This window comes from Micromonospora sp. B11E3 (genome assembly GCF_039871625.1).
Taxonomy (GTDB): domain Bacteria; phylum Actinomycetota; class Actinomycetes; order Mycobacteriales; family Micromonosporaceae; genus Micromonospora.
Genome location: NZ_JBDPMC010000076.1, coordinates 1 through 20,957 on the forward strand (window position 1 = coordinate 1; position 20,957 = coordinate 20,957).

The following is a 20,957-nucleotide window of genomic DNA, read 5'->3' on the forward strand; positions in this document are numbered from 1 at the left end:
CGTCCGTGACTACGAACGGCTACCCAAGCACCACGCCGCGATGGTCCAGTGGGCCATGGTCATCGTCATGGCTCGCCGCCTCGCCCGTCACCAACACACCTGAAACCCTTATTTACCAGGCTCTAAGCAGTGTCAGGGGCTGCCTCATCGGCGTGGGGTGACCTGGGTGGTGCCAGTGTGGGGTGCTGATTGACGGCGCTGTTTTGTAGGTCGGTCAAGGTGGATGCCGCCGCGTCGCGGTGTGCGGTGAACGCCTGCGGTTCGGTGGCTGCAAGTTCCTCGAAGTACCGCACCCCTTCACTAACAGCATCGAGGATCTGCTCCGACGTCTCTCCGAGAATGCGCGCTACGTACCCGACGCCCACCAGGGACCTGGCGAGGTCGGGTAGGTATGCGTCGCGGTTGGCGGCGGCCAACTCCCGGCGCAGATCGACGGCTTCCTGGCTGGCGGCCAGCGCTTCGTCCCGCCGCCCCGTTTCCGCCAACATGGCCGCCTGGTTGTTCACTGACGTAGCGAGGTCGGGTAGGTAAGCGTCGCGGTTGGCGGCGGCCAACTCCCGGCGCAGGTCGACAGCTTCCTGGCTGGCGGCCAGCGCCTCGGCATGCCGCCCCACCATTGCCAACATGCCCGCTTGGTTGTTCACCGACGCAGCGAGGTCGGGTAGGTAGGCGTCGCGGTTGGCGGCGGCCAACTCCCGGTAGAGGTTGACGGCTTCCTGGCTGGTGGCCAGCGCCTCGGCATGCCTCCCCACCACCGTCAACATGCGAAGAGCGTGGTTGTGCACCGACGTGGCGAGGTCGGGTAGGTAGGCGTCGCGGTTGGCGGCGGCCAACTCCCGGTAGAGGTTGACGGCTTCATGAATGGTTTCCAGCGCCTCGGCATGCCTCCCCACCTCCGCCAACCGAACAGCGTGGTTGTTCACCGACGTGGCGAGGTCGGGTAGGTAGGCGTCGCGGTTGGCGGCGGCCAACTCCCGGTAGAGGTTGACGGCTTCCTGGCTGGTGGCCAGCGCCTCGGCATGCCTCCCCACCTCCGCCAACCGAACAGCGTGGTTGTTCACCGACGTGGCGAGGTCGGGTAGGTAGGCGTCGCGGTTGGTGGCGGCCAACTCCCGGCGCAGGTCGACAGCTTCCTGGCTGGTGGCCAGCGCCTCGGCATGCCTCCCCACCTCCACCAATCGAAGTGCGTGGTTGTTCACCGACCTGGCGAGGTTGGGTATATAGGCGTCGTGGTTGGCGGCTAACTCCCGGTAGAGGTTGACGGATTCCTGGCTGGCGGCCAGCGCCTCGGCATGCCTCCCCACCTCCGCCAACCGAATAGCGTGCCAGGCCAGTGACAACGGTCGGTCGTTTGGCTTGGTCGGCGCTGCCCCGGCGCGTAGGGCGTGGGTGGTCAACGCGACCGCGATCTGGCCGAACTCGATCGACGGGTACGGCACCCGACGCGCTGTCCGCCAAGCCCAGTCAGGGTCGAGTTCAGCCGTGACGAGCAGGGCGGCGACCCGGGGAGCGAGCATTCCGGGGAACTGAAGGCCGACCTGGAGCACCGCCTCGGTCATCACCGGCACATCCGCGGTCAGCGCCACGTCGATCATCGCCGCAGCGTCGGACTGGTGGGTGCGCGCGCGGCTCAGGACCGTCAGCGCCTGCACCGCCTGACCGGGAGCCAACCCCTGCAGGATCCTGCTGCGCTCGGTCGGGGTGCTTTCCCGCAGGACCGCGACCGCGAGGTCCTCGGCAAGCAGGTCCGGCTGCAACGTCCCCAGCCCGCCGCCCGTCCCCGCCGCCGGGTACAGACCGTACAACCAGTCCACGTACCCGTTGACCACCTCTGGCAGCGCCCCGCCCAGGCCCGGCACCCGGCCGACCAGCTCCATGCGGCGGCGGAGAGTGACGTCGTTGCGGGGACGGCGGGCGATGATCACGGTCAGACCGAACACGCTGCCGTCGGACAGCTCCAGCCACACACCACGGTCGAGGGTCATCACCTGCGCGTCCCGATAGACGCGGGCGGACGTGATGGTCACCGGGTCGCCGTCGTCGTCGACGAGGTGGGGCAGGTCGGCGTCGTCGCAGAGCTGGTCCAGATCGCCGCTGGTGAGCAGGTAACGCACGAGGGCCTGCAGGATCTCCTCGTGGGCGTACTCACCGAACTCGTCATCACTGAGGTCGGGCATGGCCCTGACTCCTCTCGGAGGGTAGGGATGGGTGTCGGACCGGGGTCAGGCCCCGAGAGCGGGTGGGTCGGGGATGCGGCCGGCGATGCGGTCGCAGTCGTAGGGGTGCACCGGCAGCCAGGTCCAGGACCAACCCATCACGATGTACAGGCCGTCCGGGTTCGGGCTCATGCGGTCGATCGCGTCCGGGTCGCCCTGCACGCGGGTGTCGTCGGCGACGAGAACGTCACCGTCGAACCACATCCGCCCCATCGACTGGTCCACCAGGCGATCCAGGTCCGCCTCGGCGGTGCCGTCGGCGGCCAGGGAACGACGGAAGCGGTCGCGGGCGTCGGCCTGGTCGGCGACGATCGCCTCAGCCACCTCGCGGCTGCAGGTGAACACCGCCCACCCGTTCCACGTGTCCACCAGCGTGCCGACGAACCCCACCGGAACCCGCATGTCACCGGCGCTGTTCGGCGTCCACGCCCAGTCCCCCGCGAACACCCCCGGCCCGCCCAGACGTACCCGGCCCGGGTACACATGGCGTAGATCCCGGTCGTCACCGTCGGGGTGCAGAACGATGCGGCACTGCCGGGCCGCCTCGGCTTCGACGCCGTGGTCGAAGCCGTCGCACCACGCCCACCGCGCCTGGTCACACTGCTGCCCGGTCAGGTCCTCCCATTCGGGCGCGTCGGGCGGGGCGTGCTCGGCGTAGCGGACGGCATCCTCGGCGAGGTCGTACCGGTCGGCGGCCGGCAACCCGTCGATGTTCTGCCCCGTGGCGGCCTCGATCGCGGTGAGGACCTCCCGGCCGGTCGCCGCCACATCACCGCCGGCCCGTCCGCCGATCGTGTCCTGCGCCCACCATTCGGCCGCAGTCCGGCCGGCCGCCGCACCAGCCGTCCGAAGGGCGTGGAGTACCCGCTCCCAGCCGGGCCCCGGCAGGTGACGGACGCGGTCGCCCGCGCCGCGAAGCATCGACAGGCGGGAACCGCTGTCCCAGTTCACCTCGAGAACCTGCAGTCGCGGGTCGTAGCGGCGCACCGTGCCCTCGTCACCCGGCCGAAGCTGAGTGTGCGGGTCACTGGTGTGCTCGAGTGCGACCCGGTCCCCCGTTCGGAAGGTTTCGGCAGCCGAGCGGGGATCCGGACCGCGGTCGTCTGGCGGCGGCGGTCTCGTGTCGTTGTCTGAGCTGGTCATGGTCTTGTCCCTTCGTGGAGTGCCTCGCGGGGTGGCGGGTGTCGTGCAGCGGGGTCTGTCAGCGGGCGGCGTCCTGCGGGGGCTCCGGCGTCGAGCCGGCCTCGACGAGCGCCCCGTCCTGCCGGAGGACCCCGCACGCCTGCTGGAACCGGCGGTGCGTCGTGTCGCGTTCTTCGCGTACGCGGGTGAGCGCGTCCTCGATGGCGCGCATCCGCTGTCCCGCGCAGACGAGGTCGTCCAGGTCGGCGGTGCTGTCGTGCACGGTGAAGAGGGTCCGTGCGGCCTCGGTCAGCAGCGCCTCTTGGGCGTTGGCGGCGACAAGCGCGCAGCCGGCGGTGATGAAGGCGCAGACCGCGTCGGGGTGGTGTGCGGCGGTGACGCCGATCTGGTCGGTGTCGACGTCGGCGCCGTCGAGCTGGGCGAGGTACCGCAGGATGTCGATGAGGTCGTTCACGAACGGCTCCCAACTGGGTTGAAGTGGTGTCGGCGGTGGGCCAGCGGCAGGTCAGGCCTCGAGGTGGATCTGATGCGGCCAGCCGCGCCGTTCTGGGCGCGGGCGGGTGGAGTAGGCGGTCAGGGTGTTCGCGTAAGTCGAGCCCCTCAAGCAGCACCTCTTCGCGGAAACCGAACAGCCTTCGCCGCAGCTACGGACCGCCCGCAACCCGGGCGGCAACCTCGTCTTGCGCGCGTGGTCACGACACGGTCCTGTCGTGGTGCGGCTCGGTGACGATCCGGCGCACGGCCGCCAACTGGTTGGCCCAGGCCGACAGGCGGCTGATTTTGACGACGTCGCCGCTGTGCGGGGCTTGCACGATCAGCCCTTGGCTGAGGTACATGCCGACGTGTCCGGGACGGGCGACCGTGCCGCGGCTGCCGGGGATGAACAGCAGGTCCCCGGCCCGCAGGTCCCGGTAGTCGGCGACCGCAACGCCAGCGTGGATCTGTTCACTAGTGGTGCGGGGCAGGGGTATGCCAGCCGCCCGGTATGCCTGCTGGAGCAGGGATGAGCAGTCGCACTGGCGGGCGGGGATGCCGGAGTGGGGTGCGGTGCAGTCCCCGCCGAAGGTGTAGGGGGTGCCGAGCTGGGCCAGGGCCCAGCCGATCGCGGTCACGACCTGCGGTGAGGTGCCTGGCGGGAGGGTGAATCCGGCGGGTAGGGGCACCTGTTCGCCGCCGGGTTGGCCGTCGCCGCCGTCGAACAGGCACATCGGGTTGCTCATCGCCTGTTCCAGATCGGCGGCGACCGGACTGGCGGGGGTGCCGCCGGTCAGGACGCGGACCAGAGCGATCGCCTCGTCCTCCCATTTCGCGTACGCGTCGGGGTAGGCGGAGCGCTGCACCGCCTGGGCGGCGTCGGTCAACGCCATGGCCTGCCAACCGTCGACGCCGAGCAGCCCGTGATAGAACTTCCCGGCCGCGTAGCGGGGATCTGCCAGTTGGGCGGGGGTGCCCCAGCCCTGCGACGGGCGTTGCTGGAACAGCCCGATCGAGTCGCGGTCCCCGCCGGGCAGGTTGCGCAGGGTGGATTCCTGCATGGCGGTGGCCAGGGCGATGACCCAGCCCCGCGGTGGGACCTTCAGCTGCGCGCCGACGGTGACGATGACCGCGGCGTTGGCCGTCTGTTCGCTGTCCCACACGCCACCACCACCGTCGGGAGCGGGTGGGGACACGATGATGGTGGGCAGCAGCGGCTGCCCGTCCGGTCCGACCGCGCTGTAGCAGGCGGCCGACGCGGTGCCACCGCCGGTGAACAGCGCGCCGATCCCGCCCGCGCACAGCACCAGCACGGCGATCACCCCGACTGCGATCGCGGCGAGGGCGCGGGCGCTCACCGCCGTGCTCCCGCCGCTGGCCGCGCGCCGCCCGGCCGTACGCCCCGGTCGGCGCCGCCGTGGTGCAGGCAGTTGGCCAGGTGGTGGGTGGCGACGCGGGTCCCGTCGCCGGTGTGCACGGCGATGGTGCTGGTGTCGGCCTCGATGAGGTAGATCCATTCGGCGTCGAGGTGCCCGGCGTGGCACAGCGGGAACACCGTGACCGGCTCCGGCGGGTCCACCTCGGAGGAGGTCATCCCGACGCCCGGTACCGGGCGCTGCCGGGGAAACGGACTGCGCGTGGTGGCGGTGATGTGCGGGTCGAGGTACTCCCAGTCGTGGGCGAGGATCGCGGTGATCAACGCGGTGGTGTCGTGGTCGGTGTGGCCGGCCCAGATCGCGGCCAGGGCTGGCAGCACAACGGCCGGGTGGCCGTCGAAGAGCACGAACCGGGCGTGCACGAGGTGCGGGTTGTCAGGGCTGGTGGTGCCGATGTAGCAGTGGGTGCTCAATGGAACAGGCTCCTTCAGCGAGACGGCGAGATCGGGCAGCGGGCCGGCGTCACGGCTGGTCGCGCTCGGGTGCGGGCGGCCAGGTGGCGGGGGTGGCGCGCCAGCCGAAGATCGGGTCGGTGGTCTCGACCGACCCGCAGCGGGTGCACCGGGCGTGGGTGTCCTCGCCGTAGCCGGCCATGGACGGCACCTCGGTGAAGACGACCTTGTCGATGGCGCCGCAGACCCGGCAGCGGATGGACCCGCCGTCGGGTCCCCACACGCTGAAGATCGGCTCGTCCGGGTCGGCTTGGCGCCGGGGTTGGTGCGGTGGTGGCGTGCCCCGGCCGGTTCTGGTCTGGGTGTAGCGGGTGGTGGCCGCCAGCAGCGCGACCAGGCCGGGATAGGTGGCGGGGATGTCGTGCGGATCGGGGGTGCCTGCGACGCGCACGACCGGTTGGTCCTCGCCGCGCGGGTGGGTGAGCTGGTAGACACGCCCGTCGGTGTCGACGGCGTCGACCCGGCGGACCTGTCGTGGCTGGCCGTCGCGGGTGTGGATGTCGTCGTAGCAGGCGGCCCAGGCCACGAGGCGTGCGTCCGGCGCGGTTGCGCGGATCCGGCGGATGATCGTGTCGAGGGTGGTCTGGTAGGGCGTGGGTGCCGTGGGGCTGGTCAGGCCGGCGGCGAGGCGGTGCAGCAGCGCGGGCAGCCCGGCGGGGTCGGCGAGCATGTCGTCGCGGTGTAGCGGGAACTCCAGGCTGCGCATCTTGCGCCGTCGCCTCGGGGTGACCGGGGCCAGGAGCCAGTCGTGGACAAGCAGCAGAGTCGGGGGCTGACCCCATCCCATCTGGTCGGCGTCAGCGTCCGCCGCGATGAGGCATTCGGTGAGGGTGCGGACAGCGTTGAAGGACAACACCGTGGTCTCCCTTGTCAGGGGCGAGAAAGGCGAAAGACCCCGCAGCCGAGGCGGCTGCGGGGTCTGTGACGTGCGTGGTGCGCAGTGGCGGGCGTCAGTGGTCGTGACGGTCGCGGCTGCGTGCGGTGGGCGTGCGGTGGGTCAGGTACTCGCGTACGCCGCCGCTGGCGCGTTTCGCCTCGTACATGGCGGAGTCGGCCTGGGTGAGCAGGTGCCGGGTGCTGACGTGGTCGTGATGGGCGTGGGTGTAGCCGACCGAAGCCGTCACCTGCAGATCACCGTTGACGACGCGCATCGGGGCGGCGGCGATCACCTCCCAGGCGGCGTGCGCCGCGGCGGCGGTGTCGTCTCGGTCGCCGGCCACGAGCAGGGCGAACTCGTCGCCGGAAAGCCGGGCCGTGACCCACACCGGGGCGGGAAGGCTGGCCAGGCGCCGGCCGACCTGGTGGAGCAGGTCGTTGCCGACCTCGTGGCCGAGGGTGTCGTTGATGGTCTTGAACCGGTTGAGGTCCAACAGCACCACCCCGACCGGCGCGTTGTCGGCGAGGACGGCGCGCAGGCGGGTGACGAACAGCCGCCGGTTGGGCAGGCCGGTGATCTCGTCGTGGGTGGCCTCGTAGCGGGCCGCGTCGAGGGCTTGCCGCTGCCGCCAGAGCTGGGCTCCGGCGAGGGCGAGACCGGCGAGGATCCCGCCGACGGCGATGGCGATCGTGTGCAGGATGGAAGACACTGGGAACGCTCCTTGGGGTAGAAGGAGCACCGGGGGCGGGCGTGAGGCGCCAACTTCGACGCCCGCCCTCGGGCTGCCTGACAGGGTGTTGGCGGCTATCGGCCGGTGGTGGGGGCGAGCTGGAAGGTGGCCGGGCGCTCGACGGTCTGCACGGCCTTGCCGTCGGCGACGAGCTTGATCAGCGCGTTGTTGACCGCGCCCGCGCTGGCCTTCTTCGCGTCGGTGCCGGCGTTCGCGGCGTCGATGAGCTTGCACAGCTCGCTGGTCCTGTAGGCCCGGTCGGGGTGGGCTTCGAGGATGTCCAGCACCGCGCCCCGCAGGGAGCCCTTCGCCCGGCGGCTACGTCCGGTCGAGGTGGTCTCGGTGCCGGGGTCGGCGTCAGCGCCGGGGCCGCTGTCGCCGGATGCGGCGGCAGGGCGCTGAATCGTTCCGTCGGTCGAGGGCGTGCGTTCGTCGTCGCCGTCGAGCGACGGGGATGCCTCCGGCGGGGTGGCAGTGCCGCTGCCAGAGGTCGAGGGTTCGCCGTGGGCGGGACTCTCGGGCTCCTGCGCGGGGCGTCCCTCAGGTGGCTCCGTAGTGGCGGCGGCCTCGGCAGGGTCATCGTCCGAGGTACCGGAGGTGACCTGTGCCGGTTCCTCAGGCAGCACGTCGGTGTTGGTGTCGTGAGCCGTCGGCGTGGCCTGGTCGGCGCCAACGGTGGCGCGGCCGGTGTCGGTCAGCCGCCACACGGCGCGGTTGTCGTCGGTGCGGAGGCGTTCGGCCTGCCCGGTCTGTTCCCAGGCACGCAGCTTCGCCGTGGCCGTGGAGTAGCCGAGCCCGGCCTTGTCGGCCACGGCGGCGGCGGTGGCTTCACCGAGTGCCCCGAGGGCGGCGAGGACCTTGAACATGGCGTGGGCCGGTACGGACTCTGGTGCGTCGGTCATGGGTGATTCCTTTCGTGTGAGGTCAGCACTGATCCACGCTTCGAACGCGGCGGTGATCAAGTGCGAGGACCGGATCTCGGGACAACCCGAGATCCGGCAGGGCAGGCCCGGTCGGCGTCGGGCTAGAACCGGGGTTCCTCGGATGCGGCAGGCGCCCGCTGGGGTTGCCGGCTGGTGGCGGTGATCTCGCGAGAGCGCGCGACCAGGGAGGCCAGGTGTAGGCGCATCCAGGCGCGTACCAGCATCGAGGTGGTGTCTGCTGGCTGCCAGAACCAGCGGTAGGCGCCGATGCTGTAGTAGCCGTCCCGGTCGGGATAGCAGCGGTCGTCGACGTCGAGACGAGTCTCGCGGCCGGTGTCGTGTTCCTCGAGCAGGACGGCGGTGGCGCCGTCGAAGCGCAGCAGCGGATACTCCCCGGGCATGGTGCCCAGCCGCCACGGTCCGGTGAGGTCCGCGGCGATAAGCCGGGCGGTGCGCTGGTCGAAACGGCAGATCAGGCCGTCGCAGTCGGTGGTGTAGCCGTCTGCCACCAGCGCGGGGTAGATCCCGTGATTGGCCTGCGGTGAGGTGACCATGCGGGGCCGCCAGCGCACGCCGGGCGGGGTGATCTCCGCGCGGTGGTCGAGGAGTTGCACGTGGGTGGCGTCGAGCGTGGGGCCGGGCCAGATGTCGGTGTCGATCGCGAGCCAGTTCCGGTCAAGGTCGCCTCCGGCGCGCAGGACGTCGATCAGCCGCCGCCCGCTGGGGCCAGCCGGCCCGAGCGGCAGGTACAAGTGCTCCGTCGGTTCGTCGTGCGAACCGGTGGCGGGGAGCCACGAGGCGCTGAAGGCGACCTGCTCGTCGCCCTGCGGGGTGTGCCAGGCGGGCACGCCGTTGGATCGCAGCACGCCGCGGGTGCCGGTGCGGGTCAGCGTCAACGCGGGCCCGTTGACCTCGCCGGCGGCGATCTGGGCGCGGGTGAGGCGGTGGGTGGGGCAGGCGAGGGCGTGTTCTGCCAGGGGCAGCACGTCCTCGACGCGGAACCACAGTCGCATGGGCATGGTGAACCGGACCTCCTTGCAAAGGGGAAAGCGCTGGAAGAGGAACAGGTCGGCCTGTCTCAGGCCAGGCGGGATGCGGGCTGCCCCTTGCCTGGGGACACCCGCCGCGACAGCGGGTCTTCCCGCCGGCTGCGGTATGCAGCGGCCCGCGTGGGTCCGGCAGGACAGCGGTGGCCACCGGACATGTGTCGAGCAGCGGCAGGCTTTGCGGGGCGTCGATGTGCGGCAGTCGGACAGCGGGGGTGGTCAGCTCGTTGTCCGCGATGACCGACAGGGGCAGCGTGTCGTAGATGCCGCTGCGGTATCCGTTGCCGGCGAGCCAAGGCCGCCCGCGGTGGCGGTGGAGCAGCAGCACCGGCTCGGCGGGCCGGATGTCGCTGACGTCACTGCGGCCGTTGAGCAGGTTCCGGTCGGCGAGAACGGCGTGCCGAGCCTGGGCGGCGACGGCCCGCAGGTCGAAGTAGTAGCGGGGCATGGTGCACCTTCCGTAAGGGGTTTCAGCGCGTGTGGGGACGGGACACCCACGGCCGGCCCGCACGAGGCGGGATGGCGGCACATGGGTGGGGTGGAACCGGTCGGGCAGCACACGGGTCCCTCTGGGTGCGAGGGGGTGGTGTGCTGGCCCGACCGGTTCGGTGTTGCTGGTGTCAGAGGCGGTGTGGACGCGCGAGCTTGCGGGCGCCGATGACGCTGCCGTCCAGGTTTCGGACGGTGGCGTGGCAGACCAGCAGGTCGTCGCGGTCGTACGCGGCGAGGCCGACGACGAGGGACACCAGGTAGTAGGTGCCCTCGACCGGCGGCGGTAGCGACGGGGTGCTGTGCTGCGCCGCTCCGAAGGCGACTCGCTCGACGGGGACGCCGAGATCGAGGTCGTCGGGTCCGACCACGCGTTCCCCCAACCGCGCTGGTTGCTGCGTGGATGGTGGGATCACGCGCAGGGGCGTGACGCTGTCCGGGTCGATGCGGTCCGGGGTGTCTTCCGGCCAGATCCGGACAGGGTGCGGCGTCAGGTTGACGATCATTGCCATCGGTGTCCTCCGATCATCATTTGGGTTGTCGTGAGCTGGTCCTGCGGTGGTGGGACCGGTCGGGCCGCGGCGGCTCCCTTCGGGTGCGGGGGATGCCGTTGGCGGGCCCGACCGGCCTGCGGTCACCGGTGCTGCAGGTCGATGGCGAACAGCCACTGGTCCTCGTCGAGCGAGTCCAGATAGCGGGCCGCCTGCTCCAGGTAGGTGATCCGGTCGGCGAAGAACGCGCTGACCGGTTGCATCCGGTCGCCGGCCTCGGTGAGGAAGGCGTCGGTGCACAGCGCCCAGAGGGCGTGGTAGTTGGCGTACGCGCTGGGGCCGGCCTGGAATATCTCCAGGTCGCCGAGGTTGAGTTGGGCCGGCTCGGGCGTTGCGGCATTGTGCATGCGCATGGCCTGGACTCGCGGCTGCCGGTTGAACTCGGCGGTCGCGGCGTCCATCGGGTATCCCGACGGGTCGGACAGGTGCTTCTGTAGGAAGGTCGGCCACGGGGTGGCGGGCTTGGTGCCCGCGACGACGTGGGTCCAGTGCGCGTGACGCACGCTGGCTCCGACGTAGGCGCCGTGGCGCATGCCGGCCAGGTCGAGCAGGCGGATGGGCCCGCCCGCGCAGTACCGGGGTCCGGTCTTGGCCTTGCGCAGGTCGATGAGCTGGCCACGCTGCCAGGGGCGCAGGGCCGGGGTGGCCCAGTACCGGGGGCAGCTGGTGCCCGACACGCCAAGGTGGCGTTCGAGTTGCCGGGTGCTGTCGAGTACCTGGGACAGCTCGTCGGGAACGCAGACGATCATGGTGCGAACGACTGCCTCGGGGGTGACCACCGCGGTCGGGGTGCTCTTGGCCGCGGCGGGCGGGTTCTTGGACATGTTGGTCCTCCTTCGGGGTGGTGCGCGTTGGGCGCGCAGGACTGACCGGCCCACCGCGTGCATGGGTCGGTCAGAGCGGAAAGGGGAAGGTGTGGTGCGGGTGGTCGGTGCCACCGTCAGGGTTGCCGCGCGGGGCGCGTGCCGACCGGCCGAAGCGGGTGGGCGTGACGCACCGGGTTGGTGCGGCGAGGGGTCCCTTCAGGGGGACCGAACCGGGGTGGAGCGATATGTGGGATGTGGTGTTGCCGAAACGGTAAAGGTGCGGTCTGTCAGCGGTTTCCGCCTCGCGTGACCGCCGACAAGGCGCTGACCTGTGTTGTTAGGCGGTCAGGGCGGTGACGGCGGTGGATGAGGCGTGCGCTCTGTCAGACCGGCCGGATCTGACAGGCAGTCGGTTCGTTGACAGGCCTCTGCTCGGCGGGCCGCCGCCGGGACCTCTCGTACCCGGCGGTGACCTGCCCTGTAAGGCTGTGCAGCCGATTTGCTGCGGCATTGGGGTTAGCCGTTGTCGGGGTGGGTGAAGCGGTGCGGGTTGGTGGCGGGGTTGTCGGGGCCGTGGTCGCTGGGCAGCTCGTGCAGCCACCGGCGCAGCCCCGGGTCGGTGGTCAGTGTCCAGGCCGGGCCGGCGGGGTGCTCGTCGTGGATGCCGGTGGCGACCGGCATGCCGGTGGGCACGCCGGCCAGGGCACGCAGGAGGTTGGTCTCGCGGCGGCGGCCGTGCACGCGCAGCAGCACCGGATAACGGGGGCCGAACTCGGCGAGGCGTTCGTAGGCGCGCAGCTTGCGCAGCACCCTGCCCAGGTTCTCGGTGTTGTTGTCGTGTTCGAGGAAGAACCCGACGGTGCGGTCGCCGACGGACCAGACGCCGTGGGCGTCGGGGCGGATGTCGGCGGCGGCGTAGGCGGCGGTGGCGTGCTGCTCGGACCACCACCGCCGCAGGCGGGCGTTGCGGTCGGTGCGGGTGTAGGCGTGCAGGTCGACGAAGAGTTGGTTGACGCCGAGCAGGTGGCGCAGCTTGCTGCTGCCGACGATGCGTTCGGTGCGCTCGATGCTGGAGCGGGGTGGGCGGGCGGTGGGCCGGTCGGGGTCGGTGTAGGCGGTGGGGTGCAGCACGGCGCCGAGCGGTCCGAGGGCGTAGAGGTACTGCTGGGTGCCGGTGGTGACATCCACAAAGCGGGTGACCGCCTCGATGGAGCGCAGGGTGGCCAGCCGCAGCAGGGCTGCCCGCCGGGACGGGAACAGCGCCGTGGTGATCTGGTCGGTGGACAGCAGGTAGTGCTCGGCCAGCCAGCCGAGCAGCGTGCGGTCGCGCAGTGTCAGCCGCCGCAGGTGTTCCAGGCGCTGTTGGCGTGACGGCCCCCGAGACGACGACGAGCGGGGCGGGGACGAGTCGGACGCCCTTGTCGGATTCGGTTCGGAGAAGCCGGAGAAGCGCGGGTCGGAGGATTCGGTGGACATGAGTGGGATCCCTTCAGGGGAAGACGGAGACACCCCTCCGTCGGAGGGGTGTCTGGAATCGGTGCTGGCTGAGGTGACGCGCGGTCAGGGCTGGTGTGCGGCGCTGACAGACGCGTTCGGGTGGATCTGCCGGCGGCGGTGAGCGCAGCGATGGTGAACGGGCAGCGAAGGACCCGCCGAAGGGGCTGTGCAGCCCTGGTTTGGTGGCGGTGACAGACGCCGACGGGGGATTTCTTGCCGTGGCCGCCGTGGTCGCCGTGGCGCTGGCGCGTCAGCGTCTGCTCTTGGTGCCTCTGGCGCTGCTGTTGCCGGAGGCGTCGCCTCCCGGCTTCGACATTCGGTCGACCAGAGCGTCGATGGCGGTGCTGTTCTGCGGGTCCACGGTTCGCGCGGCCGTCTCGCGGATCACGGTGGCCTCACCCACGATCGGTTGGGGCGGGCGCGTCTTCAGGGTGAACGCTGGTGTCTGCCGGCCGTCGACGACCAGCCGTGTCGCGGCGGTGTAGGCGTCGAGGTGGGTCAGGTCGTGCTCGTCGAGCTCCGGCAGGGTGTGCCTAGCGAGGACGCGGGCGTCTTCCGGCGCGCACGAGAAGTAGATCTTGTTGCGGGCGTTGGCGGAGACAGCGGCGAGGAGGTCCTTCGGGAACTGGGCGAGGTCCTGGTGGGCGAGGACCATCGACAGCCGGTATTTGCGGGCCTCGGCGAGCATTGTGTCCAGGCTGTTGGCCAGGGTGAGGAAATTCTGCGCCTCGTCGATGATCAGTGTGGCGTCGCGGCGCTGGTCGGGGGCGATGCGGGCGCGGGCGGTGGCGGCCTGCCACACCTGCGCCAGCATTAGGGAGCCCAGTAGTTTGCTGGTGTCTTCCCCCAGTTGGCCCTTCGGGATACGCACGAGCAGCGCCCCGCCATCCAAGATTTCGCCCATGTTGAAACTTGAGCGTGGGTAGCGCATGGTGCGCTTGACGAAGTCGCGCAGCAGGAATGCCCTCAGCCGTGCCAGGACGGGGCCGATGACCTGGGAGCGCAGGGCGGGGTTCAGCTCGTCGTACCACTGCCAGAAGCCACTCAATCCGGCTGGGTCGTCCAGGTCCACGGTCATCGCTGAGCGGAACTGCGCCGAGTTGAGCAGCGGCGGGATGTGCTGCAGGGTGACGTTGGCGTGCCGCAGCAGGGTGAGGCAGGCGACGCGCATGACGTCGTCCATGCGGGGGCCCCATGCCTTGGCGAAGATGTTCCCGAAGATCGACACCAGGTTGTCCACCACGAGGTCTGGGTCGTCACCGGACAGTGGGTTGATCGTCGGCGGGTTGGGCTGGTCCGGGTCGAACAACACCACCCGGTCGGCGGCGCTCGCGGGGAGCCGGTCGAGGATGTCCAGGACCAGGTCGCCGTGCGGGTCGATGACGACGGTGCCGCGGCCGGCCTTGATGTCGTCGACGGCCATGTTGACCAGCAGCGTCGTCTTCCCGCTGCCGGTGGACCCGACGACGTGCAGGTGGTAGCGGGCGTCGGGGACGGACAGGGCGACGCCGTGGCCGCCGACCTGCGCGTCGCCGATCATCTTCGTGCCGCGCCCACCGGTCGGGACGGCGACCGGGGTGGGCATGGACTTCGCCCGCGCCCGGTCCAGGCCCGGGACGGCCAGGTCGCGGGGCAGCGCGGCGAGCGCGGCCAGCTCTGGGGTGGAGGTGAGGAACCCGGCGCCGAGGCGCCGGCGGGCGAGCACCGCCGCAGCGTTTGGCATGCGGGCGCGATGGGTGAGGCGGTTGCGCCCGGAGTAGACGGCGTACGCGGAGGCGATCGTGTCGGCGATGCCCCGCAGCCGCGGGCGCTGGTCGGCGCTGGCGCGCCGGCTGTCCTTGCCGACCGCATACCGGACGGCGGTCTCCCACAGCGGGTGGGAGGTCTTGTCGAGGATGGCCCGCACATCGCGCTCCACCCCGGGGTCGCGGCGGCCCACTGATGCGGGCCGAGCGGTGGCCGGGCGGCCGGGTAGGAACGCCTCGATGAGCCACAGCAGCGGCGCGGCGGGGTTGATCGCGGGCAGAGCGGTCTTGCCGTCGCGCAACCTGGTGGCGGCGCGTCGGGCGCGCAGCGCGCGACGGGGTGCGGCGGGCCGGGCGAGGACCTGCACGCAGGCGTGCTCGTCGGCCCGCAGGTTCGAGCCGGCGGACATCAGGGCGCGCAGCGGATCATTGTCGTGGTCGGTCGCGAAGGGTAGCCATTCGGCTGCGATTGGCAGCAGATGCCCGCCCACCGCCGCTGGCAGGTCCAGCGGTATGGGTGGGGTGGGGGTGTCATCGGTGGTGCAGGCGGCCCCAGGCCACGCCGCCCGGACGGCGGCCTCAACGGCGCCGGGTGGGACGGTGCCGGGCACCCACACGGAGATGAGCAGCCGACGACCGGTCCACGTGTACTGCCAGGCGACGTGCGGGCTGCCGTAGAGCCACCGGCGACGGCGTGACGGGGTGAGGGTGCCGGCGAGATTCGCCCACAACGCCGCGGCGCTGTGGGCATCGACCTCTGGTGGCGGGGCGATCGTGACCAGACGGGCGCCGTCGGCGTGGCGGCGGTGCCGCCACAACGCGAGGAGGTTCCGCCCGGCGACGTAGGCGGCCAGGGCCGTCGCGGCGACGGCGAGCAGCCAGGGCCGCTGCGCCGCCCAGGCGGCGGCGTCGAGCACCCACCGCGCGGGTCCGGTCGCTGGCGTGGGGACATCGGTACCCGGCCCAGGCGGGCTAGGCGCGGCCGTGGGTGACCATAGGATTCTGGTGAGGAGTGGTGTCACGAGTCCTCCTCGTCGTCCTCGAGGCCAACCAGGTCGCTGGGGCGGGTGGTGCACAGTTGGTGTTCGGCATCGGAGGCGACGGCCTCGAAACTGGTCCGGTTGGTGCCGGAGATCAGCAGGCCGGTGCCGACGCGGGCGGCGAGCAGCAGCCGCCGCTCTCCCGCGGTAAGGCCGAACGCGTCGCCGATGGCGTCGATGGCCTGCGGCGCCTGCTTGAGCAGCACCTGGGTGGCGGCGTTCGCGACAACGGCTTGGCCGAGGTCGGTGCCGAGAACGTCGGCGACGTCCTGGGTGATCACGGCCAGGCCCGCGTGGCGTTTGCGGGCGGCCTTGGACATGCGGAACAGGAACCGGGCGCCCTCGCCGTCGCGCATCAGCAGCCACGCCTCATCCACGACGACAAGCCGCCGCGCCGCCGAACGATCAGGGGCGTCGACCCGCCGCCAGATCGCATCCAGGGCCAGGAGGGTGCCGACGCCGCGCAGCTCGTCGGGCAGGTGCCGCAGACTCCACACCACCAGGTGCCCATCGGGGCGGGTAGTGGTCGGCCCGTCGAACAGGTGCGAGAACGACCCGTCGATCCACGGGGCGAGGCGGGCGGCGAGCTGCCTTGCAGCCGGATCGGTATCGCCGTTCAGGCAGGCGGCGAGGTCACGCAGCAGCGGCGCGGGCCGGTGATGGGTGGCCGGGTCCGGAGTGATGCCCGCTTGCCGGTAGACGGCGAGGATCGCCCGGTCCAGGGCCGCGCGTTCGGCCGGTGGCGGCTGCTGGCCCAGCATGACCGCGATGAGGGTGTGCAGGAACAGCCCGCGGCGGGTGAGCACGTCGGGTCGCGTGTCCCCGGTAGGCAGGTCGAGGGGATTGATCTTCACCCCGGCCACGCCGAGGCGCACGACGCTGCCACCGACCGCGTCGGCCAGCCTGAGGTACTCGTCTTCGGGGTCGATGACGGCGACCTGCACCCGCTGGTAGAGGCTGCGCAGAATTTCCAGCTTGACAAAGTACGACTTGCCGGCGCCCGAGCGGGCCAGGACGACAGAGTTGTGGTTCTCCTGCGACCAGCGGTCCCACCACACGATGCCCTGCGAGTCCGGGTTCACCCCGTAGAGCACCCCGCCCTCGGGCGGCGACTCGCCGGGCAGCGGCGCGGGCAGATCAGCTGAGGCGAGGGGGAACGCGGCGGCGAGGGCGGCGGTGTCCATGGTGCGGCGCATCCGCAGGCTGTCGGTCGCCAGGGGCAAGGTGGTGCTCCAACCCGCGAGGTGCCGCCACGTCGCCGGCTGCACCTCGATCAGCGTCGACGCGGCGGCGGCCTTCACCTGCGCGCACGCCTCCAGCAGTTCGTCTTCGGTGCGGGCGTGCACGGTCAGGTAGAGACCGACGCGGAACAGCTTCGCCGCGCCACGGGCGAGCCGGTTGGCCAGGTCCGCAGCGTCCTCGGCCGCCGCCTCCACGACCGGGTCGGTGAGCTTGCCGCGCTCGGCGTCGGCCCTCCGAGAGGACTCGAACCGGGCGCGCTGGTCACGCAGCCGCGCCGCGGCGACCGGGGCCGGCAGCGGGTCGATGTGCAGGGCGAGGTCGAGGCGGCCCGGCCAGGCCAGGAGCGGTTCGAGCCAGGCAGGGCCGACCTCGGCCGGGTAGCCGGTCACCACGAGGGTGGCGGCATAGCCGTCGCCGATCCGCAGGAACCGGGGAGTGACCTCCACGGTGGCGGGGGCGACGGCAGCCGCCAACCGTTGCCGCTGCCGGTCGTGATCGGCGGGCGGGGTACGGGGGCGCAGCTTCATGACTGTCGGCTCCTTCCGGGGCGGTGAGGCTGGCGGGGCGCCGGTGAGGTGATGACGGCGTCGGGGGTGGCGAGGCCGCCGGGGCGGGGCGGCCGGTAGGGGTCGGCGGCGGCGGCGATCGCGGCGGTCACCGCCGCCCCGTCCAGGGTTCGGGTGGTGACGCCGAGGCCGGACAGGGCGCGGACGGTGTTCTCGGCGCGCCGCCGGGCCGCGTGTTCACCGCGCTCGCCTGGGCTGGTGCGGGTGACGATGAGGACCTGCCGGCGCAGCGGATCCCTGCGCTTGGCGAGGTCGTCGAGAAAACGGGCGTGGTCGGCTGCCGCGTCTGCCAGCGCGGGGTGCGGCAGATCGTCCACCACCCGGGACAGGGTGCGGGCGGCGGAGTGTAGGTCCACTGGCTGCGCCGACACCACGATCTGGGTTGGTGTGGACAGGCTGTTGAGCCAGCGGCCGAACGCGTCGATCAGGGCGGCCTGCTCATCCGCGGTGCGCAGCGCGAGGTTGACGTTCGATGCGGCGACCATCGCCGCCCGCCCGCCGTGCAGGCGGATCTCCCCGCCGTCGTCGATAGCGTCGGCGGGCAGTTTCAGGGGCGCTGGCAGCATCACCTTCGACGTCGGCGCCTGCACCCAGTCCGGTAGCCGTGAGGTCGTGTCGGTCGTGGACAGCGCGCGAGGAGCCCGCGAGTGGCGGACCGCGGCGAGCAGCCACGCATCCAGCGGCAGGCCGTCGCGGCGGCCCACGGCCACCCCGAAGACGCAACCGCCGAACAGCACGCCTGCGCCGACGAGCACCGGCATCGGCACGAGCTGATGCAGGGCACGCCAGGCGCCGTAGAAGGCCAGGGCGGCGACGGCGAGGATGGCGAGCTGGCGGAACGTCAGCCCGTAGAGAACCTTGTCGGGGGCATCAACGTCGGCGGGCATCCGCGCGCGCCCTTCCTCGCCTCGCTCGGTTTGGGCGTTCATCGGCCCACCGCCCGCAGCCCGCGGCCGAGGCCGGGAATCGAGCGGGTGACCTGCTGCACCACGAGCACCCGCACCGCCGCGCCGAGCATGTTCACCCCACCGCCGCTACCTGCGGAGGCGACGTACCGGCGCATCAGGGTAGGGACCCGCAGCGTCGTCCACAGCATGACCATGACGACGAACAGGTTGAGCACCTCGCCGGGTTCGACCGGCAGGCCCAGCGCCGGCAGCAGGTGCTGCGGGTCGGTGAGCATCCACTGCCCGGCGTAGAGGGTGAAGCCCTGCACCACCGGCACCGCGAGGGCGCCGCTGTACGACTTCCACCACATTCGGGCGAGCGGGTCGGTCTGCGGCAGCGCGTGGCACGCCAGAGCGAGGGGCGCGGCGGCGGTCAGGACGAGCACGACGGCGAAGCGGACGATCGCGCTGACTGCCGTGCTGGCGAGCAGGACGGCGATGATCGCCACGCAGACCACGAACAGCAGCGCCGCGACCTTGCCCTGCCCAGCCGTGACATGGGTTTTGATCGCCCGTAGTGCCCCGTCGCTGTCCCCTTCCGGGGTGGTGAGCGCGCCGGTGAGGGCGTTGGCCAGGTCGATGAGCATGCCGCACCACAGCTGCGAGAAGTGGGCGGCGGCGAACCCGACGATCAGCCTTGGGAGGAGGTCCTTGATCGTGTAGCGGGAGTTCTCGTTGCCGCCGGCGGTCATGGTGAGCGCGCCGGCGGCGATGAAGGCGAGGACGAAGACGGTGTCCACGACGAGCACCGAACGGCCGGTCAGGGCCTGCACCTGCGGCAGGCTTGTGACGTTCGGGGTGATCAGCAGGGCGCTGCTGATCACCCCGAACAGCGCGTCCAGGGTCGCCAGGATCGCCGTCGCCAGCCAGTCCAGGATCTGGTCGAGCAGCCAACCCATGAGTCAGCCCTCGACGATTCCACGGACGACCTCCAGCAGGACCGGTGCGAGCACGGCCAGGGCGTAGCCGACCAGGGCGTTCTTCAGTGCGCCCTTGGCCCGCTCGACTTGCGCCGGGTCTCCCCCGGCGGTGGCCCAGTACACGCCGGCCAGAACAAGGAACAGGGTCGCGACGGCGGCGAGTAATCCCATCAGCCAGGTCCGCAGGTTGCCGATCACGACCGGCAGGTCGTTCGCCGCCAGCACCACCGGCCCGCCTGGGTCGGCGTGCGCGGCGACTGGCGCGGACAGGAACAGGGCCACCGTGGCGATCACGGCGGTGGCGCGGCGGATGGTGCGGCAGTGGGTCAGGGCACGAAGACGTGCCGGTACGCGGTACATGAGAGTCGTCACCTCCGGCCCCGGGGTGGCCGTGCGACGTCACACGGCAGGGGCGGTAGCGGGTGGTCAGGGAGACCGCCGTCAGGGGGCGCGGGCGCGGGCGGCGCCACGAACGCGGACCGTCCCCGGGAGGAGCACGTCCTCCCTTGTCGGGTAGCGGTGTGTTCGATGAGGTGTCAGCGCACCAAACTGCGCGGCACCCGAGGCGTCCGGCACGCGGGCGGCCCGGCATAAGCCCGGCCCCCTGACGGCGAGCGGAACCCGTCCGGGGTTCGGCCCTGGTGGCCGCCGTCGGGGAACTTCCGCACCCTCAAACCGGCTCTTGTCAGCTCTGGCGAACGCCCCTGGGTCTGGCACCGGTCTGACACGTCGCTGACAGGACCGCCGCCGGGTCTGACACGGCAGCTCAGCCGCGTCCGTCTCGGCGATGTCGCGCCTGTCGCAGCGGAGACGCGCCGGTCGGCGTGTCTGTCTCCACCACGTTCGCCCGGGACGGCAGCCGCGTCGACAGTGACAAGCTGGCGATAGCGGCCAGATGCGGCGCGGTCGCCGCGAACAGCTGCGGGCCCGACCATAACGGTCGGGCCCGCGACAGTAATCGGGGATTCAGGCGGCCACGGCAGCCGGCGCTGTGGGTGGCTGGCCGGTTGCGGCGGCGACGGCGGCGCGGGTCCGCTTCCGGTGCCTGGCGGTCGCGGCCAGTTCCGCGGCGGCCTGCGGGGACGCGACACCGGTGAGCAGTCCGTTGGCCAGGGCGCGGGCGATGCGCTCGTCGATGCGCCGGGCGCGCATGCGCAGGGCGTCGACGGTGATGCCCATGGTTGCGGCGATCGGTTCGATCGCCCGCCGGCCCAGCCGCAGGTCGATGTAGGGCTGCTCGTCGCAGGCGTCGAGCAGCCCCAGCCCGACCGCCCGCCGCACGAGCAAGTCGGGGTGGCCGTAGGGCACGGTGGGAGTGCGAGGCCCCGCCACGTGCTCCACATCGTCGACCGGCACCGCCTCACCGACACGCTGGCGCAGCTCGAACCCGGCCCGCCACGCGGCCATACACAGCGACGCGTACGGCGCCGGCTTCGACAGGTCCACCCGGTCCCGCAACGCCGCCAGGAACCCGGTGAGGATCTCCGCGTCGATGTCGTGGGCGTCGCCGGACCAGCCGACACGCAACTGGCCGGCGCAGCGGCGCAACGCCGGCAACGCCATGCCCGCCGCCGCGACCACCCACGCCGGCCCGTCCAGGCGCGCCCGCAGCACGAGGTCCCGCCACACGGCGTCACGCGCCGTGTAGGCGCGAGGGTGCGTCAACAGCCAGTCGCGCAGCGCCGGCAGTGTCATGACACCGCCCGGCAGGCCGGTGTCACCGCCCAGCTTGTCAAGATCGAATGTCATCGGGTTGGGGTCGCATGTCAGCGCCGCGAAGGCAGCATCGAGGTCATCCAGCGGCGAGTCAGGCCAAGCGATGTCGGACACAGCCATCTTCACAACTCCACGTCAACG

18 protein-coding genes are annotated in these 20,957 nt (G+C 71.6%); all 18 read right to left on the minus strand.

All coding sequences use genetic code 11. The features are described from left to right. Positions 1-122: 122 nt before the first annotated feature. The 18 genes from ABGB16_RS27420 to ABGB16_RS27505 all read right to left on the minus strand — a co-directional run bounded on the left by ABGB16_RS27420 (position 123) and on the right by ABGB16_RS27505 (position 20,936). Entirely contained in the window at positions 123-2,177 is a 2,055-nt protein-coding gene (locus ABGB16_RS27420; RefSeq protein WP_347670975.1) for a tetratricopeptide repeat protein, read from the minus strand. A 45-nt stretch (positions 2,178-2,222) separates the two neighbouring features. Continuing rightward, positions 2,223-3,359, minus strand: a complete 1,137-nt coding sequence (locus ABGB16_RS27425) for a DUF4314 domain-containing protein (protein WP_347670976.1) — start codon at positions 3,357-3,359, stop codon at positions 2,223-2,225. Between the two features lie 58 nt (positions 3,360-3,417). Beyond that, the gene (locus ABGB16_RS27430; protein WP_347670977.1) at positions 3,418-3,813 is read right to left on the minus strand and encodes a hypothetical protein; all 396 of its coding nucleotides are present in this window, start codon (positions 3,811-3,813) and stop codon (positions 3,418-3,420) included. 238 nt (positions 3,814-4,051) lie between these two features. Further along, complete coding sequence (locus tag ABGB16_RS27435; protein ID WP_347670978.1) at positions 4,052-5,191, minus strand: C40 family peptidase; 1,140 nt, start codon at positions 5,189-5,191, stop codon at positions 4,052-4,054. Further along, positions 5,188-5,682, minus strand: coding sequence for a hypothetical protein (locus ABGB16_RS27440; RefSeq protein ID WP_347670979.1), 495 nt, complete (start codon positions 5,680-5,682; stop codon positions 5,188-5,190). The genes ABGB16_RS27435 and ABGB16_RS27440 overlap by 4 nt, the downstream gene beginning before the upstream one ends. 49 nt (positions 5,683-5,731) lie before the next feature. Then, positions 5,732-6,577, minus strand: coding sequence for a hypothetical protein (locus ABGB16_RS27445; protein ID WP_347670980.1), 846 nt, complete (start codon positions 6,575-6,577; stop codon positions 5,732-5,734). Between the two features lie 94 nt (positions 6,578-6,671). Beyond that, complete coding sequence (locus tag ABGB16_RS27450) at positions 6,672-7,307, minus strand: GGDEF domain-containing protein (RefSeq protein ID WP_347670981.1); 636 nt, start codon at positions 7,305-7,307, stop codon at positions 6,672-6,674. A gap of 95 nt (positions 7,308-7,402) precedes the next feature. After that, positions 7,403-8,230, minus strand: coding sequence for a MarR family transcriptional regulator (locus tag ABGB16_RS27455; RefSeq protein WP_347670982.1), 828 nt, complete (start codon positions 8,228-8,230; stop codon positions 7,403-7,405). A 122-nt stretch (positions 8,231-8,352) separates the two neighbouring features. Beyond that, positions 8,353-9,270 carry a hypothetical protein gene (locus ABGB16_RS27460; protein ID WP_347670983.1) on the minus strand — a complete coding sequence of 306 codons (918 nt, stop codon included), beginning with the start codon at positions 9,268-9,270 and terminating at the stop codon, positions 8,353-8,355. A 647-nt stretch (positions 9,271-9,917) separates the two neighbouring features. Next, entirely contained in the window at positions 9,918-10,298 is a 381-nt protein-coding gene (locus ABGB16_RS27465; RefSeq protein WP_347670984.1) for a hypothetical protein, read from the minus strand. Between the two features lie 122 nt (positions 10,299-10,420). Beyond that, positions 10,421-11,161: a hypothetical protein gene (locus ABGB16_RS27470; protein ID WP_347670985.1), complete on the minus strand. Its 741-nt coding sequence runs from the start codon at positions 11,159-11,161 to the stop codon at positions 10,421-10,423. Positions 11,162-11,659: 498 nt separating this feature from the next. Further along, positions 11,660-12,619, minus strand: coding sequence for a replication-relaxation family protein (locus tag ABGB16_RS27475; RefSeq protein ID WP_347670986.1), 960 nt, complete (start codon positions 12,617-12,619; stop codon positions 11,660-11,662). Between the two features lie 271 nt (positions 12,620-12,890). Next, positions 12,891-15,302 carry a DUF87 domain-containing protein gene (locus ABGB16_RS27480; RefSeq protein WP_347670987.1) on the minus strand — a complete coding sequence of 804 codons (2,412 nt, stop codon included), beginning with the start codon at positions 15,300-15,302 and terminating at the stop codon, positions 12,891-12,893. 101 nt (positions 15,303-15,403) lie between these two features. Further along, positions 15,404-17,194 carry a DUF87 domain-containing protein gene (locus tag ABGB16_RS27485; RefSeq protein WP_347670988.1) on the minus strand — a complete coding sequence of 597 codons (1,791 nt, stop codon included), beginning with the start codon at positions 17,192-17,194 and terminating at the stop codon, positions 15,404-15,406. Next, positions 17,191-18,162: a PrgI family protein gene (locus ABGB16_RS27490; RefSeq protein WP_347670989.1), complete on the minus strand. Its 972-nt coding sequence runs from the start codon at positions 18,160-18,162 to the stop codon at positions 17,191-17,193. Before ABGB16_RS27490 ends, ABGB16_RS27485 begins: the two co-directional genes overlap by 4 nt. Next, entirely contained in the window at positions 18,159-19,079 is a 921-nt protein-coding gene (locus ABGB16_RS27495; RefSeq protein WP_347670990.1) for a hypothetical protein, read from the minus strand. Before ABGB16_RS27495 ends, ABGB16_RS27490 begins: the two co-directional genes overlap by 4 nt. A 3-nt stretch (positions 19,080-19,082) precedes the next feature. After that, entirely contained in the window at positions 19,083-19,460 is a 378-nt protein-coding gene (locus tag ABGB16_RS27500) for a pilin (protein WP_347670991.1), read from the minus strand. Positions 19,461-20,066: 606 nt separating this feature from the next. Beyond that, a complete protein-coding gene (locus ABGB16_RS27505; protein WP_347670992.1) occupies positions 20,067-20,936 on the minus strand; it encodes a hypothetical protein in 870 nt (289 codons plus the stop codon). Positions 20,937-20,957 lie beyond the last annotated feature (21 nt).